Source organism: Paenibacillus sp. FSL W7-1332 (assembly GCF_037969785.1).
In the GTDB taxonomy this organism is placed as follows: domain Bacteria; phylum Bacillota; class Bacilli; order Paenibacillales; family Paenibacillaceae; genus Paenibacillus_AQ.
In genome coordinates, this window is sequence record NZ_CP150209.1 from 465,685 (window position 1) to 482,324 (window position 16,640).

9 protein-coding genes are annotated in these 16,640 nt (G+C 50.3%); 6 read left to right on the plus strand and 3 right to left on the minus strand.

The genetic code is table 11. The features are described 5' to 3' along the window. The first annotated feature begins 270 nt into the window (after positions 1-270). Together MKX98_RS01980 and MKX98_RS01985 are read left to right on the plus strand one after the other, a co-directional pair. Positions 271-759 (plus strand): sigma-70 family RNA polymerase sigma factor, encoded by a 489-nt coding sequence (locus MKX98_RS01980; RefSeq protein WP_009593946.1) that lies wholly within the window; start codon positions 271-273, stop codon positions 757-759. Further along, positions 759-1,745, plus strand: coding sequence for a hypothetical protein (locus MKX98_RS01985; protein ID WP_339224286.1), 987 nt, complete (start codon positions 759-761; stop codon positions 1,743-1,745). The genes MKX98_RS01980 and MKX98_RS01985 overlap by 1 nt, the downstream gene beginning before the upstream one ends. Positions 1,746-1,883: 138 nt before the next feature. Here the strand turns inward: MKX98_RS01985 and MKX98_RS01990 are convergent, their stop codons facing one another. Next, positions 1,884-2,750: an AraC family transcriptional regulator gene (locus MKX98_RS01990; protein ID WP_339221123.1), complete on the minus strand. Its 867-nt coding sequence runs from the start codon at positions 2,748-2,750 to the stop codon at positions 1,884-1,886. A 153-nt stretch (positions 2,751-2,903) separates the two neighbouring features. Here MKX98_RS01990 and MKX98_RS01995 point away from each other — a divergent pair, with 153 nt between their 5' ends. Then, positions 2,904-4,223: a sulfatase-like hydrolase/transferase gene (locus tag MKX98_RS01995; RefSeq protein WP_339221124.1), complete on the plus strand. Its 1,320-nt coding sequence runs from the start codon at positions 2,904-2,906 to the stop codon at positions 4,221-4,223. A gap of 113 nt (positions 4,224-4,336) precedes the next feature. On the opposite strand, the gene MKX98_RS02000 is transcribed toward MKX98_RS01995, so the two are convergent. Then, positions 4,337-6,253 (minus strand): beta-N-acetylhexosaminidase, encoded by a 1,917-nt coding sequence (locus tag MKX98_RS02000; RefSeq protein WP_339221126.1) that lies wholly within the window; start codon positions 6,251-6,253, stop codon positions 4,337-4,339. A gap of 589 nt (positions 6,254-6,842) precedes the next feature. Between MKX98_RS02000 and MKX98_RS02005 the strand changes: the two genes are divergently transcribed. The 3 genes from MKX98_RS02005 (at position 6,843) to MKX98_RS02015 (ending at position 15,644) form a co-directional block, all read left to right on the plus strand. After that, complete coding sequence (locus MKX98_RS02005; protein ID WP_220686856.1) at positions 6,843-7,316, plus strand: hypothetical protein; 474 nt, start codon at positions 6,843-6,845, stop codon at positions 7,314-7,316. A 712-nt stretch (positions 7,317-8,028) separates the two neighbouring features. Beyond that, a complete protein-coding gene (locus MKX98_RS02010; RefSeq protein WP_339221129.1) occupies positions 8,029-9,849 on the plus strand; it encodes a S8 family serine peptidase in 1,821 nt (606 codons plus the stop codon). A gap of 842 nt (positions 9,850-10,691) precedes the next feature. Next, positions 10,692-15,644, plus strand: a complete 4,953-nt coding sequence (locus MKX98_RS02015; protein ID WP_339221131.1) for a pullulanase — start codon at positions 10,692-10,694, stop codon at positions 15,642-15,644. Between the two features lie 199 nt (positions 15,645-15,843). On the opposite strand, the gene MKX98_RS02020 is transcribed toward MKX98_RS02015, so the two are convergent. Beyond that, positions 15,844-16,620 carry a PHP domain-containing protein gene (locus MKX98_RS02020; protein WP_339221132.1) on the minus strand — a complete coding sequence of 259 codons (777 nt, stop codon included), beginning with the start codon at positions 16,618-16,620 and terminating at the stop codon, positions 15,844-15,846. Between the last annotated feature and the right edge of the window lie 20 nt (positions 16,621-16,640).

Genomic DNA, 16,640 nt, shown 5'->3' on the forward strand with positions numbered 1-16,640 from the left:
AATGTGGTTCTCCTTTGCTTAATTCATTCCAAGAAATTTGGAGACAACAGCGATGGGAGGAACGATTCGTACACGGAGCGTCTCCTAACAGAAAAAGGAGATAGCCCTATCTAAAATGTACCCCGTAGAGTAGACACCTAAAAAAGGTCTGCTCTACGGGGTACATTTTAATCTATTGGGACACCTTCTTTTTTAATCCGAAAAACTTAAAAACAAAATGTGACCGATCTACGTCCATAACTGTGTTAATGGTAAAAGGAGGTCTAGGCGATGCAGATCGATTCGCTCCGGCCGGGCGGAGATATTACGGAAACCTATGAATTATATGGCGATATGCTTTTTAAAATAGCGATGGTGTACCTTGGGAACAAACAGGATGTCGAAGAAGCCATTCAGGAGACGTTCATTAAACTGATATATAAAGCGCCTGACTTCAGGGACCAGGAGCATAAGAAAGCCTGGCTCATTCGGGTGATTACGAACCATTGCAAGAACATGCAAGGGAGTCTGTGGCGCAAGCGGGTAACCAAAATGGAGCATATGAACGATTATTTTGTCGAACCGTCGGAACGGACATTGATGGATAACGTCATGAGTTTGCCGTTCAAGTATAAGTCGGTCATCCATCTGTTTTATTACGAGGATTATTCCGTTAAGGAAATCGCCGGGATTTTGCAGATTAACGAGTCTGCGGTCAAGATGCGTCTTCAGCGCGGCAGGAAGCTGCTGCGCATGGACTTGGAAGGAGAGGACGATTGATGAATCGGAATGACTACAAATCATTGATAGATCGAATGGAACCTGACAAAGGACTGGAGGAGCGGATTATGAAAGGAATGAAACAAAATCAGCGTCAAACGACCAGAATGAGCCGAATGGGGGTCGCCGGCGTCACCGCGGCCGTTATGTTGGGGCTGGTGGTAGTAGCTTCGCTGGTATTGAATCTTGAGAACGAGCCAGCGAACAGCGATATCCCGGTCGTTCAACAGGGGACGGGGGAGAATACCCCGCCGACCGCGAAGGTTGGTCACGATCCGGTAACCATTCCGAAAATCGAGCTTCCGAAGGACAGCAACATCAAAGCCGACATGATCGGTTTGGTTGTATACCAGGGCAATATCTACACCCAAACCGGTACGCAAATCACGCCGGACATCGCCAAGCAGCTGCGTGGGGATAAGCTTGGACGGTCGAAATCGGGAATTACGGAATGGAGCTCCGCCGACGATTACACGGAGCTTGCTTCGACGATCGGCGAAATGGATATTTTCACGGTGAAGGGATATGATGCCGATTTTAGAATCATGTCCTACATGGAGCATGACGGGGAAGTCTACGCCGAATTGTATGAGCACCTCAACGGGATTACGGTGGCCAAGGGCGAGGATATCATCGGCAAGCTGAATCTGGTGGGGAACATGACTTCGGTTCAATGGCAGGATTTCGACAGCTGGAACATGGGCGAGAATAAGCTGCGCGAGCTTGCCGACGATACGGCGGTGCAAGCCTTCGTTGAAGCTTTATATGAAGCGAAGCCGATAGCGGCAGAGCCTCTGTTTGAGCAAGGGATCTACGAGACCGGGCCTAGCGAGCAGAAATTTCTGTATATTGAGCTGCAGGACGGGACGGAAGTCCAGTTAAGGCTGTTTAAAGGCGGCCAATATGTGCGATATGCCAATGCGCCTGTGTTCTTTCAATTGGAAGGCGAGGCATATACCACGCTGTGGGGGCTGATGGAGGAATAGGTTGTCCTGCCGTTTGTAGCAGCGTAAAAAAGATAATGTAAAAAGCTAGAGGCTATCCCTAATCGGATGGCCTCTTTTCGTTGCTGTAGGATCGATAAGGGCGATTCCTTTATTGTTTATCGTATTGGCGGATCCGAGTTATTCGCTTGTTCTCGATGATGGGCGGTTCGCTTTCACGAATGTGCTCGGCGTCATTCCGTAATACCGGGTAAAGGCGCGGGAGAAGGTGAACAAATCCGAATACCCCAGGGATAAAGCGGTCTGCGTGATGCTGGTTCCCTCGGCGGTTAACAGGCGGGTCGCTTTCTCCATGATCAACTGCTGCATGTAGCGGGACGGAGAGATGCCGTATCGGCGGGTAAAAGCGCGGGTGAAGTGACTGCGATGCACGCCGGCCCAGGCGGCAAGGTCCTCCACGGACAGGTTCTCCGTGCAATGAAGCCCCATATAACCGGGGGCGGATTCGAGCCAGTCGGAAGCAGCCGGGAGGTGCTGGTCCCGGTTGGGATCGATGCTGTGGATCAACTGGAATCCCAGCGACATCAGCTGAAGGCTATGGTCCTGCTGGGGCTGCCGGAGCAAACGCTGGATGTCCTTGATGACAGCCAAGGCATCGTCCCTGAAGGCATTTCGTCGATAGGGCCGCTCCGGACCTAAATCGACATGCCTCAATATGGACGGCATCAACTCGCCCATAAAGGCCGTCCAGGTGATCATGGTAGACGGCTCGTCGCAGTCCTTGAAATATGTATAGACCGAGCCGGGGAAGAGGCAGAAGAGGTCGCCTTCCGAGAGGGAGACACTGCTGCCGTCCCAGCCGAACCGCACTTTGCCGCTGGCAACGAAATGTATACTATAAAACTCGACGGACCGGGGACCGACTTTATCGGTGAAAAAGGGGTGGGATCCGGATTTGAATATCCATAATCCCAGTTGTGTCTCAAAGTGAGCCGGGTTATTAAAGTATTCTTCCCGGGATGGCTGCTGATTTACTGTTAAACTCATGTGTCCTCCTTCCACCTATACCGATCATTTCTTTTGTTACTGCTATAATGCAACATATTGTATAACGATTGCAAGGCTGGAACATTCCGTATTCGTCCGCCAAAAGGTACGATGATGAGGAACAAGTTGAGCATAGTAGAGGTGAATGGAGATATGAAACAACCGAATTTTATCGTGATTTATTGCGATGACTTAGGGTATGGAGATCTTGGATGTTACGGTTCGGACACGGTGAGAACCCCACATCTGGACGGGTTGGCTGATGAAGGCATTCGTTTTACGAATTGGTATTCGAATTCTCCGGTCTGCTCTCCGTCACGAGCCTCTTTATTGACGGGCAAGTACCCGGCCCGAGCGGGAGTCGGCGAGATTCTGGGGGCGAAGCGGGGCTCGCATGGACTGCCTGCCGACGAGGTGACGTTGGCCAAGGCGCTCAAGCCTGCCGGGTACAGGACGGGGCTGTTTGGAAAATGGCATCTGGGCTTGTCCGAGGAAACCAGCCCGAATGCGCATGGATTTGATGAGTTTTTCGGATTCAAGGCAGGCTGCATCGATTTTTACTCGCACATTTTTTATTGGGGCCAAGCCCATGGCGTCAACCCCCTGCATGATCTGTGGGAGAACGAAACGGAGGTTTGGGCGAACGGCCGGTACATGACCGAGCTGATCACGGAACGATCGGTTGATTTCATTCAGCGGTCGCGGGAGCAGGAAGCTCCGTTCTTCTTGTTTGCGTCGTACAATGCGCCGCACTACCCGATGCATGCGCCGCAGGAATATATGGACCGGTTTGCGCATTTGCCTTGGGATCGGCAGGTCATGGCCGCCATGATTGCCGCGGTGGACGACGGCGTCGGGGAGATCGTGAAGGCCTTGAAGGAAGCCGGCTGTTACGAGGATACGGTCATTTTTTTCTCCAGCGATAACGGACCGTCCTCCGAGAGCCGGAACTGGCTGGACGGAACGGAAGACGTGTATTACGGGGGAAGCGCGGGGATCTTCCGGGGGCATAAAGCAAGCCTGTTCGAAGGCGGCATCCGCGAACCTGCCATATTGAGCTGGCCGAACGGTTGGAAAGGAGGACAAGTGCGCGATGAGGTGGCGGCTATGATGGACATCGCACCGACCTTTTTGGATCTGGCCGGCGTCGATCCGGCGGCAGGACCGCTTCAAGGCGTTGCGCTGGACGGAAGCAGCCTGAAGGAGATGCTGCAAATGCACGAGCCGTCGCCGCATAAGCAATTGTTCTGGGAGTATCAAGGCCAACTGGCTGTTCGGGAAGGGGATTGGAAGCTGGTGCTGAACGGGAAGCTCGATTTCGACCGCGTGGTTCCCGATCAGGTTCACCTGTCCGATCTGTCCAGGGATCCCGGGGAGCGAACCAACCTGGCGGACCGTTACCCCGAGATCGTGGAACGGCTTAGCCGGGATGTGCGAGACTGGTATGAGGAAGTGCAGCGTCACGAATCCTGAGCGTGAATAGAGCATATCATCTATGCCTCAGCGATAAATGTAAAAAGAGTCCCGGCAACCGAGGCTCTTTTTGTTTGGGATGAATGGTATGAGCTGAAAAGCAGCTTTGATCCTTAAAAAGGATTCAGCACATGGTAGAACACGTTTGGCGAAGCCATGCGGTAATAATGGCTGCACCAGCCGACTCCCTTGTGATTGTCGCGGTTGGTCGTGCTGAACACCAGCCGTTCCTGCTCAAGCTCCTCGATCCGTGCCGTCCGTCCTTCCACGTATTCCAGAATGCGGAACGATGCTGTGTCCAGGCGGGTGATGACGCCGCCATAACGGATGTCGATGACCTCCCAGCCAAAGGGCTTGAACATCCGGTGCCACTGCGTGCGGTGGGCAATGCGCAGCTCTTGAACGGCTTTGGAGATGGCAGGGAGCACGTTCTTGGCCATATGCCTTAAGGTATCGGCGTCCTTGGCATCATAGGCTTGCTTCAGCAGGATGCCGATTTCGCTCTTGCGTTTGAGGACGGCGCTCAGCTTCTCCGGCATCTCGAACAGATAGTCCAGCTCGGCCGTGCTATCGCGCTTCGCGCGCAGGTTTTGCTCCAGCTCGGCATAGTGGTTCGATAGGTCCAGGCCTTCGATCTGTTTGTCGAACATTCCGAGGAGCACGTCCTGATACAGTAAAAATTTTGAAGGGTTGCTCTGCTTGGCGTTGTTCGGCTCCTGGCCCGGAATCTCGTCCAGATCCTTCAGCAGGAGGAACGCCTCCATATCGATGCCCGTACAGAATTTCACCCGTTCCGCCAACTGAGCCGGGGAAGGCTCCTGTTCCAAGTAGGCATGCTCGGCATAAAGCTGCAGACCGAGCAGCGCCGCGAACGGATTTCCTTCGTTGCCGTCGTCGCCCCACATCGTGGCGTATACCTCGCGGATTCCTTCCCGCTTGCACACTTGAAGCGCAACATTCGAAGCGTTCAGGGACAACCCGTAGTTGACGCCGAATGTGTTAAAGATCCAGACGGCTCCGGCAAACACGAGGTTGCAGCCCAGCGGGCGGTGATTGGCGATCAGCTTCTCATAGTCCTCCGGCTCCATGTGGGTGTAATCCCAGTACACCATGTCCACATCCTTCGGGATGCGGCGGGCCATATCCTCCGGAATCGAGGTGTCCTTGTCGTAATACGCCGCATCGCCGCCTCCGCCGGCAGCGAGCTTCAGGAACATGTCGCTCCACATCATCGGCTTCAGGCCGCGCTTGCGGACGGCAGCCAGGACTTTGTCCAGATGGGCGATCATAATGTCGAAACGGCTCACATAACCGTTGTGATCCAAATATTTACCACGTCCGAGCTCCTCCGCTTCGTCCATCCCGATATGAATCTTGTTGCTGCGGAACGGAGCGCTGGCAGCCTCGATCATCCGTTCAATCAGGGAATCGGTCTGCTCGCTGCCGACGAGCAGGGCACCTTTCGTATCGCGGTAATGCTTGATGGGCTCCCACTTCAGAAACTCCTCCAGGTGCGCCAAGGTTTGGATGCTTGGAAAAGCCTCAATGCCGAATTGATCGGCATAATCGTCTATCTCTTTCAGCTCCGCCTGCGTGTAGCGACCGCGCATATAACCGAAATACGGTTCGCCTTCGATCTGGTAGGTGTCCTCCATGTATAACATCACGCTGTTCATCCCCATCAGGGCCATCTTGTTCAGCATGAGCTTGAAGCTGTCCACGGTCAGCACGGCGTTGCGGGACAAGTCGAACATCGGGCCGATCTGGTCAAATTGCTGGCGTTCGTGAAAGTGGAACGTATCGTTTTGGCGGCTATGTTGAACCAGCAAGCCGAGTCCCCTGAAAAATTGATGTTTTCGTCCGTAACGAATATAGGCGTGGTCTCGGTCCTTGCCGACCTCCAGATCGCCATCGGACAAGGCTACCTCAACGGGGATGCCGTTATCCCCAAGTTCGACGCCAAGCTCATCCAGCAGCAGCTCAATGCCTGGCATGACATCCGTAACAGCGCCCTCGAAACGAAATTCCATATGAAATCCCCCTGCATTCATGATTTTACGAACATTAAACATTATATCATTATAATGTTTAATGTTATGGGAATCCTCGCGGGAAATCAATCCTAAGTTTGCGAAAAGTATCCTTCCAATCCATCTTACTATCGCTTAAGTGAGAACATTGGATAACAAAGCGAGATGAAATAACTTATATTTTCGTAACCATTGTTCGTTCTAAGTTTTTATGTATATGAAAGGGAAATAGGCATATTCAAGTATTCTAAATCAAGCTGATCTTTAATAATGAATATTATTTCCTAATATTACCCAATAAACACTAACCCAACTATTCAATAATTTCCGTATGCATGCTAACAAAGATAATTATAAATATGGGGGATATGTATGAAAAAGATATCATCTTGGTTCAAAACAAAATAGTAATAATATTGATGATATGTGATATGAACCTATATTAGAGCTAAACCTATTTTGTTTTAGTCCGATCCAGTCTGGATTAATTTATTCTGGAGAAGGTGAGGTTACAACGAAACATTTACTGGACGATTCACGTCTAAATAGGAAAGTATTGTAAATCAAAAAATGATAAGGTGGGAATTTGATGAAGACACAAAGAAAAGTAATTATTTCCTTAATCGCATGTCTCTTATTAATTCCTTCAGTAGCCTCAGCTAAAGAAACAGAATTGAAGTCACCTGCTGTCAAAACAGTGAAGGCTCAAAAAATCTGTCCTTCAGCCAAGGGCGAAAGAGAGAAACAAAAAGTGGAGGGAGACCGAACCGTGAAAGATGCAGTAATCCTTGAACCGCTGCAAACGCTTATGGACGACTACAAACTGAATAAAACAGAAGAACTGATCGAAGTAAGTATTATGCTTAGATATGATCTGAACATATCCAAACAAAACTTTTTAAAAACGAAGTTCTCTGCGTTTAAGGAGGCTGTAACTGACAAGGATGGTTTCGGAGGATACAGTTTTTTTGCCAAGTTGAAAATCAAAGAAATTGAGGAAGTGAGTACATGGAGTGAAGTATCCACCATTTCACTTCCATCGGATACGGTGTCCATCTATTAATTATGTTGAGAAGCCCGTACTACGCTGATTCATTTGGCGAAGTATTGAGGCTTTTTTTTATGATTTTCGGAAATATAGGAGCGCAGCATGTATCCGGTTCCTCTGACAGAGATAATAAATCGGGGCGTTCTTGGATGGTCCTCAATTTTTTTGCGAACACGGTTTATGTATACATAGAGCAGATGAAGATCTATATTTTCCTCTGAGAGCCACATGAACTTATAAATTGTAAGCAAAGGAACTGTTTCATCAAGGTTATAAGCAAGACGTTGGAGAAGACGGAGTTCTAATCTGGAAAGGGACAAAGGAAGACCGTTTTTCATGAAAATAGATTGATCGATATCAATGTAACAGTGGTTATCAAGGATTATGGGCCTTGTCGATAAAATATCCATTGGTCACCTCGCTCGTTATATTGGTCATACATTATTTTCCATAAGTGTATTATAGATAATAGTTTTTGGATTTGAAAGACCTTATTTGACGTATTTCAGGAATAGTTTAGAGAATTATTGATAACCTAAATAAGTTGTTAGATAGAAAACAAAAATACTAATGTATACTTATTTTGTAAAAATATTCATATATTTGTAAACTCAATAAGAAAATATCATTATCGAACTCAGATACAAAAGGAGGGGAATCTTGGTATTCTAGCTTTTTATTTCGATGTGCACATGATATTAAGAAGGTCAATAAGGAGGTACAGTCCATGAATTCAAAGAAATTCGTCAAGTGTCTTAGTCTTTGTATCCTATCCTGTCTTCTTGTTTTGCCTACAACGGTTAGTGCTGATGGAGTTCAAATTGCGCCAGAGCATCTGCCCCTCACGAAATCTCTGGCTACCCTTGATGTACAAGTCAACCTGTTGGATTCTGAACCCGATTTTACGGAGAGTAGTCTGTCCCTGAACCTCAATAGGACCCAATATAACACCTTGACAGCCCCTTCGAAAATGTTGGACAAATTGAAAGAAAGACTTCAGGTTATGACATTACATGCTCAAGGGAAAATAGACGTAAGTATCATGCTGAATTACGATGCAGGGATGACGAAGGAAGAATTCATAGAAAGGGAATCGGAAATATTCAATGGTAATATCACAGATTTGAATGGTTTTGGTGGTTACAGTTTTTTTGCCACTTTAACAACCGATCAAATTGAACAATTACTGCAATTGGATGAAATAGCCTCCCTTTCAACCCCGGACGATGTAGTGTCTGTATATGGTGAGCCAGACGAACAGCAATCAGAAATCTATTTGAACGGTGCTACCGATATGACTGGAATTAAAAAGGGAAGAAGTGACTACGGAGTAACAGGTAATCGTGATGGAAAGGCATCGTATTCCAAAAACGACTCAGTGATCGCAGTAATTGATACGGGTATAGATAGTGGACATGTTGATTTGAGTGGAGGCAAAATTATAGGCTGGAAGGACTTTGTGAATACATCCTCAACTACAGCGTATGATGATTTGGGTCATGGAACGCATGTTGCCAGTATTGCAACTGGAACGGGAGCGGGAGATCCCGGAATAGAAACTGGGGTGGCTCCTGGTGCAGCCCTCGTGGGGATCAAGGTATGCTCAAGCAATACAAGTTGTTCTACCCAGAATATACTGAGTGCGATGGATTGGATTGTTGCCAACAAGGACACATATGGAATTGATATCATTAATATAAGTCTCGGCAGTTCAGGATCGGCCAACACAAGCTTTTGCAACAGGGTGTCTACTGCGGCGAATAATGGAATACTTACTGTGGTGGCTGCAGGGAATACACCAACAGGATCGGACTATGGCTCGCTTAATCATATGGCCAAATGTTCGGACGTGTTGTCCGTTGCGAATGTGGCGGACCCTTACGAAGGAGGATGGTATCTAAATGCTTCGTCCAACCGGGGAACCGGATCGGAAGGTCCTACATTGGCAGCACCTGGGACTTCTATTCGCGCTGCTAAGGCAAACTCTACTAGCGAATATATTACATACACCGGAACTTCAATGGCCACTCCCATGATTACCGGATTAGCAGCTTTAATGCTTCAAGCTAGTAATGGGAGCCTTAATTATGATTTTAAAATAGAAGATTATGGGATGTCGGGATATGATAAAGTTTATGGTAACGGGCTCATCCTAGGCCATCAAACGATTAAAGCTGCCTCAGGGTCTTCTACCGGTTCTTTCGATAACTATCGTAATCATATTCGAGCACAAACAAATATAGCAGCGAACAACATTAATTTATACAATATTAAGGTTAATAGCACAGATGCTCATTTCGCCAACACACTGATCATCAATGATGAAAATGGTGCAGACTTGGATTTGTATATATGGAAACCGGGGGTTGAGCCTATTCAGAATGGACAACTGAGACTAGATTTGGCGATCCAGAGTAGTACAGGAGTTCTTCCTCAGGAAACGATTAGTTTTAAGCCAACAGCAACGGGCAACTACACCATAGGGGTCCTAGCCTATAATTCAGCTACTTATGCCTTGGATTGGGCAGGGCAAATATCGGTTCCATGACAGATGTTTAGGATGAGAAATCTAAAACAACAGAACAAAAGCCGGTCCACTCTTATGGGGGCCGGCTTTTGTTCTGTTTGGTGCGCTCGACAAGGGCGATAACTTGGAGATGTTAGTCCGCTACAGGCTTGGCGTAGGACTGCTAGCTAAAGGCAAGGGGTCCGCCGCGAGGCGGAATCTGAAGGAAACCGACGGCAAACCCTCGGTCTGACGGACAGAAATCACATACAATGCAGGATGGGACTGGCGAGCTTGCCTAACAAAGCAAAGTCCAATACTGCTCGAATCCCATCCTGTAAATTGTGGCAGGTGGATGAGGGGAAGGTTATCGCTCTTACCTGGGGAGATCTCACAGAAGAAAAAATCCGAACGGCGGAGTGAAGCTTGCTGTGAGAAGCTAGCAGAAGCCATACTACAGAGAAGCTTTTTTTGGAAAGGGCCGAACAATCGTAAGTCTCGAGTATATACCGAACGGTACGTAGGGTGGTGTGGAAAGTCGGCTACTCAACTAATGGGTAGCCTCCTATCCGATTGTTATAGCTAGATGCTGCTGGAGAAAACTCGCTTGAGCCACAAAATTCATTGTGAAAACAGGTCAAAATGTGGTTGACGAGAAGGAGACTCGATACTACAATAAATGATGCAAACGTTTCCATTGCAATCGCTTTCATCTATTTTTGTTTCATTCTATATTTCGAACATATTCTCTAACTCTTGTCAGTAATTGTCGTACTTTACTTGATGGAAGCTCAAACCTGTTTATGCAAGCGTTTGCGCAATGATTGGCATCAACATCGTATCAGCTGTACCTAATCCAAGAACAGAAGGAGGCTATTTGTTTCATGAGAATGACGGTTTCAAGCAAACGAACGTGGTCCATCTTCATGATTGTTTCGCTGATTTTCTCCATGCTCGGCATTCCGCCATCAACGGCCAATGCCAATAGCGCGCCAAGCCAGGTTACGCTGGTGGGGACTCTGCAATCCGAATTAGGCCATAGCGGGGATTGGGATCCGGCTGCTGCCGCGACAACCATGCACGATATGGGGAACGGAGAATACAGGTTCACCGGCAGCTTGCCCGCGGGATCGTACGAATACAAGATCGCGATCGACGGAAAGTGGGACGAGAATTACGGCTCCGCCCATTATTCCAATCCCAGCGGAGCAAACAAGGATGGCAACATCCTCATAACGCTCGCTCAAGATTCCCAGGTTACCTTTTATTACAATCATGGGACGCACCGGATCGCGGATTCTACATACTATGCTCCGATCGAGGCGGGTAAGCTACCCCGAGTGATTGGCAGCTTCCAATCGGGCATCGGCGAAGCGGCTAACTGGTCGCCTGCGGATGCGAGATTAATCATGCAGGATTCCGATTATGACCATGTATACACGGTGACGGCCGACGTCTACGAAGGGGATCATGAGTACCAAATCGTTTTGGGCAGCGACGCGGCAAGTCCGGTTCACCCCGCTAATCGGGAAAAGCTTCAGCTGCCACAGGACGTTAAGGTTACGTTCAGCTACGATGCGGCCAATCACGGCGTTGCCGCTCATTTCACGGTACCCGCTGATCCGGAAACGCCGGTGCCGGCTAACCATCTGCGCGTCCATTACAACCGGGCTGACGCGAATTATGGCAGCATCGGACTGTGGATATTCGATGACGTCGCATCCCCGTCCGCCAACTGGCCGATTGGCGCAACGCCATTCCCTGGCGGGCAGCAGGACGGCTATGGGGCCTTCGTCGACATTCCGCTCAAGGACGGCGCCCAAAAAGTCGGCATCGTCGTTGTCGATCGTTTCAACGGCAATAAAGACGGCGGCGACAAGAAATTCACCCTAGCCTCGCCGGACATGAACGAAGTATGGCTCAAGGAAGGCTCCGATACGGTATACAGCTTTGAGCCTGTTGACCTGCCGGCGGATACCGTGCGCATTCATTATCAACGGCAGGATCAGAACTACGATCCGTACGGTTTGTGGATATGGGGCGACGATGTCGCTGCGCCTTCGAAGGATTGGCCGACGGGGGCTACCATGTTCCCATCAGGCCAAACCGACCGATATGGCGCATACGTGGACGTTCCGATGAAGCCGGGGGCCCAGAAGATTAACTTTCTCGTGCTGGATCCGGCCAAAGGAGACGCCGGCAAAGACGGAGGCGACAAAGGCTTCACCCTGGTAGACCGATACCAGCATCTGTTCATTCAAGAAGGCGACAACACCGTCTACACATCTCCGTATGGGGAAGTGCCTACCGGGTTGGTCTCTGCCGAGGTATTGGCTCCCGGAAAGCTCCAGCTCGGATTTACCATGACCGATGGTTTGGAAGCGGATACGCTGAAGAATGAGCTGCAGATTAAGGATAAGGACGGCCATACGGTTGCCATTCAAAACGTGAAGGTTACCGGAAACACGACCATCGAAGTGTCGGCATCATTTCAGCTGGATCAGATACCGCTAAGCGTAACTTACGCCGGAAAAACCGTATCCGCCTCCACCGGCTGGAGAATGCTGGATGAGATGTACGCTTACGACGGCGATGACCTCGGGGCGACTTATCAGGCTGGAGGAGCCGAGCTTAAGCTGTGGGCACCGACGGCGACCGACGTCACCGCAAATGTGTACGGCAAGGATGATGCCACGCAGTTTATCGGCAACGTCGCCCTCCAAAAGGGAGACAAAGGGGTATGGTCGGTTCAGTTGAATCCAGGAGACCTCGGTATCCAAGATTTTAGAGGATATTTTTATCAATACGAAGTGACTAACAACGGCGTGACGAAAACCGTGCTGGATCCATATGCCAAATCCATGGCGCAATTCAGAGTGAACACCAAGGGCGAAGTTGGACCGGACGGCGATGCCGTCGGCAAAGCCGCGATTGTCGATTTGAGTCAAACGGATCCCGTCGGATATGATTTTGCGGACATTCCGGACTACGAGCAGCGGGAAGACGCCATCATCTGGGAGATTCACGTCCGGGATTTCACGTCCGATCCGACGATTGAGAACGACCTGCATAACGCGACTTGGGGATCCTACGATGCATTCAAAGAGAAGCTCGAATACATCAAGTCCCTGGGCGTCACCCATGTTCAGCTGCTGCCCGTGATGGCTTGGTATTACGGTGACGAAGCGGCCATGAAGAACAGGGAGCTGGATTATTCGGCCAAAGACAATGAGTACAACTGGGGGTATGACCCGCACAGCTATTTCTCCCCTGACGGTGCTTACTCCGAAGATCCAACGGATCCCGAGCTTCGCATCAAAGAACTGAAGGCGATGATTAACGCCATTCACGAGGCGGACATGGGCGTCGTATTGGACGTGGTCTACACCCATATGGCCAAGGCCGATTTCTTGAATGATATCGTGCCGAACTATTATGCGTTCCAGGACGCCAACGGCAATTTCATCGGCGGCTTCGGCAACAATCTGGCGACCAACCACAAGATGGCCGAGAAGCTGATGGTGGACTCCGTGAAATACTGGTTCGACGAATACAAAATCGACGGCATGCGCTGGGACATGATGGGCGACGCCACCTATGAAGCCGTGCAGAACGCTTATGATGCGGCTGCCGCCATCAACCCGAACGCCTTGTTTATCGGCGAGGGCTGGGTCACGTTCGGCGGTCATCTGTCGGATCCTTCCTTGGCAGGCAAGGGCGCAGACCAGAATTGGATGGATAAAACGGATAACGTCGGCGTTTTCTCCGATGAGTTCCGAAACGAGCTGAAATCCGGCTTCGGCAATGAAGGCGAGCCACGATTCATTACGGGCGGCGCGCGCGACATCCAAACCATTTTCAACAATATCAAGGCGCAGCCGAGCAACACGAAGGAAGACGATCCGGGTGACATCGTTCAATACATTGAAGCCCATGATAATCTGCCGCTGTACGACATCATTGCGCAGTCCATCAAAAAGGATCCGTCGATTGCAGCGAATGACCTCGAGATCCATAAGCGCATTCGCCTGGGCAACCTGCTCACCTTGACCTCGCAAGGAACGGCGTTCCTCCATGCAGGACAGGAGTACGGGCGGACCAAGCAATGGCTGGGCTCGGGGGTACCCGAGCAGAAATACCACGAATTAGAGGATGAGGCAGGAAACCGTTTCGGTTATTTCATCCATGACTCCTACGACTCCTCCGATGCCATCAACATGTTCGATTGGGAGAAGGCGACGGATGAAGCCAAATATCCGGAGAACAACAAAACGCGGGAATATACGACCGGACTGATACAGTTGAGAAAGTCGTCCGATGCATTCCGCCTTGGCGATCAGTCGATGGTGAATTCGAACGTGACGCTGCTGCAGATTCCCGAAGTAAAAGCGCAGGATCTGGTCATCGCCTATAAGAATAAAGCGACGGACGGAACCGGCGATTATTATGTGTTCGTTAATGCCGACAACCAGTCGAGAACGTTGACACTTAATGAAGATCTGACTTCCGGCACGGTGGTGGTCGATAACGATGAAGCAGGCACGACCGGCGTCAAAGCGAAGTCCGGCTTCACGTTAACCTCCGGCTCGATGACGCTTGAGCCTCTGACGGCCATTGTGATTAAAATGAATGCGAAGATCGATGACGGCGGCAGCGGCAGCAACCCCGGCAGTGGAAACGGAGGCGGGGGAGCAGGCGGCAATCCGCCAATCGATCCGGGAACGAAGCCAAATCAGGGTCAGCGGATCGTTAACGAAGAGTCGCTGCGTGGCGGGCAAGAGAAGGTGACAATTCAGCTCGGTGCCGAGGATATCGAAGTTCTCCTGCCGCTGACGGCAGGGGACATCCTGGGGACGAAGCCGCTGGAACTGAAGCAGGACGGCGTGATGGTACAGCTTCCGTCCGCTCTGCTCAAAGCGCTGCGCCAGCTCGTACCGGCCGAGCAGGCTAAGGATGCAGTCATTTCGTTTAAGCTCGAGGAGGTTGGATCGCAGACAGCTGCTTCTCTCGTAGCCAAAGCAGCTGCTGTCGAGAAGGCTAAACTGAAGCAGGGCAGCAAGATGTACGCATTAGATCTTAACGTCCGCACAAAAGACGGCAAGGCATATAAGCTGGAGCATTTCATAGCACCTGTAACGATTGCTTTTCCTGTCGACAGCGTCATTCACGGCAAGCTGGCCGGCATCTACCACATCTCGGATCAGGGGCAATTGAAATATGCTGGCGGCAAGCTGGTAAACGGGTTATTAACGGCTGAAGTCAGTCAATTGAGCTACTATGCCGTGTTGGAATATGACAAATCGTTTGCCGACCTTGTTGGCCATTGGGCGGAGCAAGCGATAAATGAGCTGGCAGCCAAGCATATTGTGAATGGCACCAGCGATACAATATTCAGTCCGAGTCAGCAGCTGACTCGTGCACAATTTGCCGCAATGCTCGTTCGTGCCCTGGGCCTTGAAAGCACGCAAGACACGGCCTTCACGGATGTGGACGGCGATGCATGGTATGCTTCGGCGGTTGCGGCGGCTTACCAGCACGGGCTGGTGAACGGCAGAGGCAAGGGCACGTTCGCACCGAACGAGGCGATCACCCGCGAGGAGCTGGCTGTCATGCTCTACCGTGCATATGGAACCAAGGGGAACGCCTCTCCTTCACCGGAAGCACCGGATCTGAAGGATAGGAAGCAAATTTCTTCATGGGCACTTCAAGAGGTGAATGAAGCTTTGGCCCTTGGCTTAATGAAGGGGCATGCCAATGGCACGTTTACGCCTCAAGCCAAGACCACCCGTGCGGAAAGCGCGCAAGCATTGCTGAATCTGTTGGACCGGCTGCAGTAATTCCGCCCATCCCGCCGATTCGCGCAACGCTGGAATGGGGTTAGAGGGCCGGTTCGGGCGGGAATGACATGGGATCGAGTCGCAATATAGCAATCTCTCGGAAACGCAAGGAGCCTGGACATGGATACATGACCAGGCTCCTTTTTCGTCGATATGGTCGGATTTCCTACCCTAACTTTGGAGCAGTTTCATACTTTACCTAGATGACGGCAGAGGGGGATTGGAGGCGGATGATCTCCTTCATGAGCTTTTTCAGCATGACGGAGGCTTTGACCTTAATGGGCAGGCTGTCCGAGACATGAAGCTGGTAAGCGCCTTGCATAATGGCACTTTTAAGCTCGTCGGCGGACTCGCAAGGCATATGCAGCTCGTTATAGACGCTTCCGAATTGGAGGCATTGATGCGTATCGCTTCCCGCCGTAACAGGTTTTCCGAGGTCGGCAGCGAACCGTTGAACCTGATCTTGATTGGCTTCGCTGCCGTATTGGTACATATCCTTGGCATTGAGATCAAAGGCGTCCAGGCGGCTCAACTGGCTGCGGGTGAGATGGTGGAGCGGTGTGCTCTCCCGGAACGGATGGGCACCGATCTTGAGCAGCGGGAAGGCTTCGGCTAAGTCCATCAGGTCATCAAAGGGAATGAAGGAGCCCTTCTCTGTGTATCCATCCAGCTGGCGGCGGGTCTCCAGAACATACTCCTTCCGGCCAATCAGCAGAATGTGGCCGGTTTCCCGGACATCCACTTCCATGCCCGGAAAGATTTTCAATCCGCCTGCATCATAGTATTCGCCATTGTAGGGAAACATCCGGTCAAGCTGCTGGTACACTTCTTCAAAATGGCGCGTATTGAAATGCTCGGTCAGAGCGAGCGCATCAAGGCCGTTGTCCAGCGCCTCCCGAATCATCTCTTCATAATAAACTTTTGAGAAATCGGACGCTTTGGACAATTTGGCATGGGTATGAAGATCAACTTTCATATTCGAACACTCCTTGTATA

Bases quoted from the DNA above. Each gene is read 5' to 3' on its own strand.
- MKX98_RS01980 (WP_009593946.1), top strand. From the start codon at position 271: ATGCAGATCGATTCGCTCCGGCCGGGCGGAGATATTACGGAAACCTAT.
- MKX98_RS01985 (WP_339224286.1), top strand. From the start codon at position 759: ATGAATCGGAATGACTACAAATCATTGATAGATCGAATGGAACCTGAC.
- MKX98_RS01990 (WP_339221123.1), bottom strand. From the start codon at position 2,750: ATGAGTTTAACAGTAAATCAGCAGCCATCCCGGGAAGAATACTTTAAT.
- MKX98_RS01995 (WP_339221124.1), top strand. From the start codon at position 2,904: ATGAAACAACCGAATTTTATCGTGATTTATTGCGATGACTTAGGGTAT.
- MKX98_RS02000 (WP_339221126.1), bottom strand. From the start codon at position 6,253: ATGGAATTTCGTTTCGAGGGCGCTGTTACGGATGTCATGCCAGGCATT.
- MKX98_RS02005 (WP_220686856.1), top strand. From the start codon at position 6,843: ATGAAGACACAAAGAAAAGTAATTATTTCCTTAATCGCATGTCTCTTA.
- MKX98_RS02010 (WP_339221129.1), top strand. From the start codon at position 8,029: ATGAATTCAAAGAAATTCGTCAAGTGTCTTAGTCTTTGTATCCTATCC.
- MKX98_RS02015 (WP_339221131.1), top strand. From the start codon at position 10,692: ATGAGAATGACGGTTTCAAGCAAACGAACGTGGTCCATCTTCATGATT.
- MKX98_RS02020 (WP_339221132.1), bottom strand. From the start codon at position 16,620: ATGAAAGTTGATCTTCATACCCATGCCAAATTGTCCAAAGCGTCCGAT.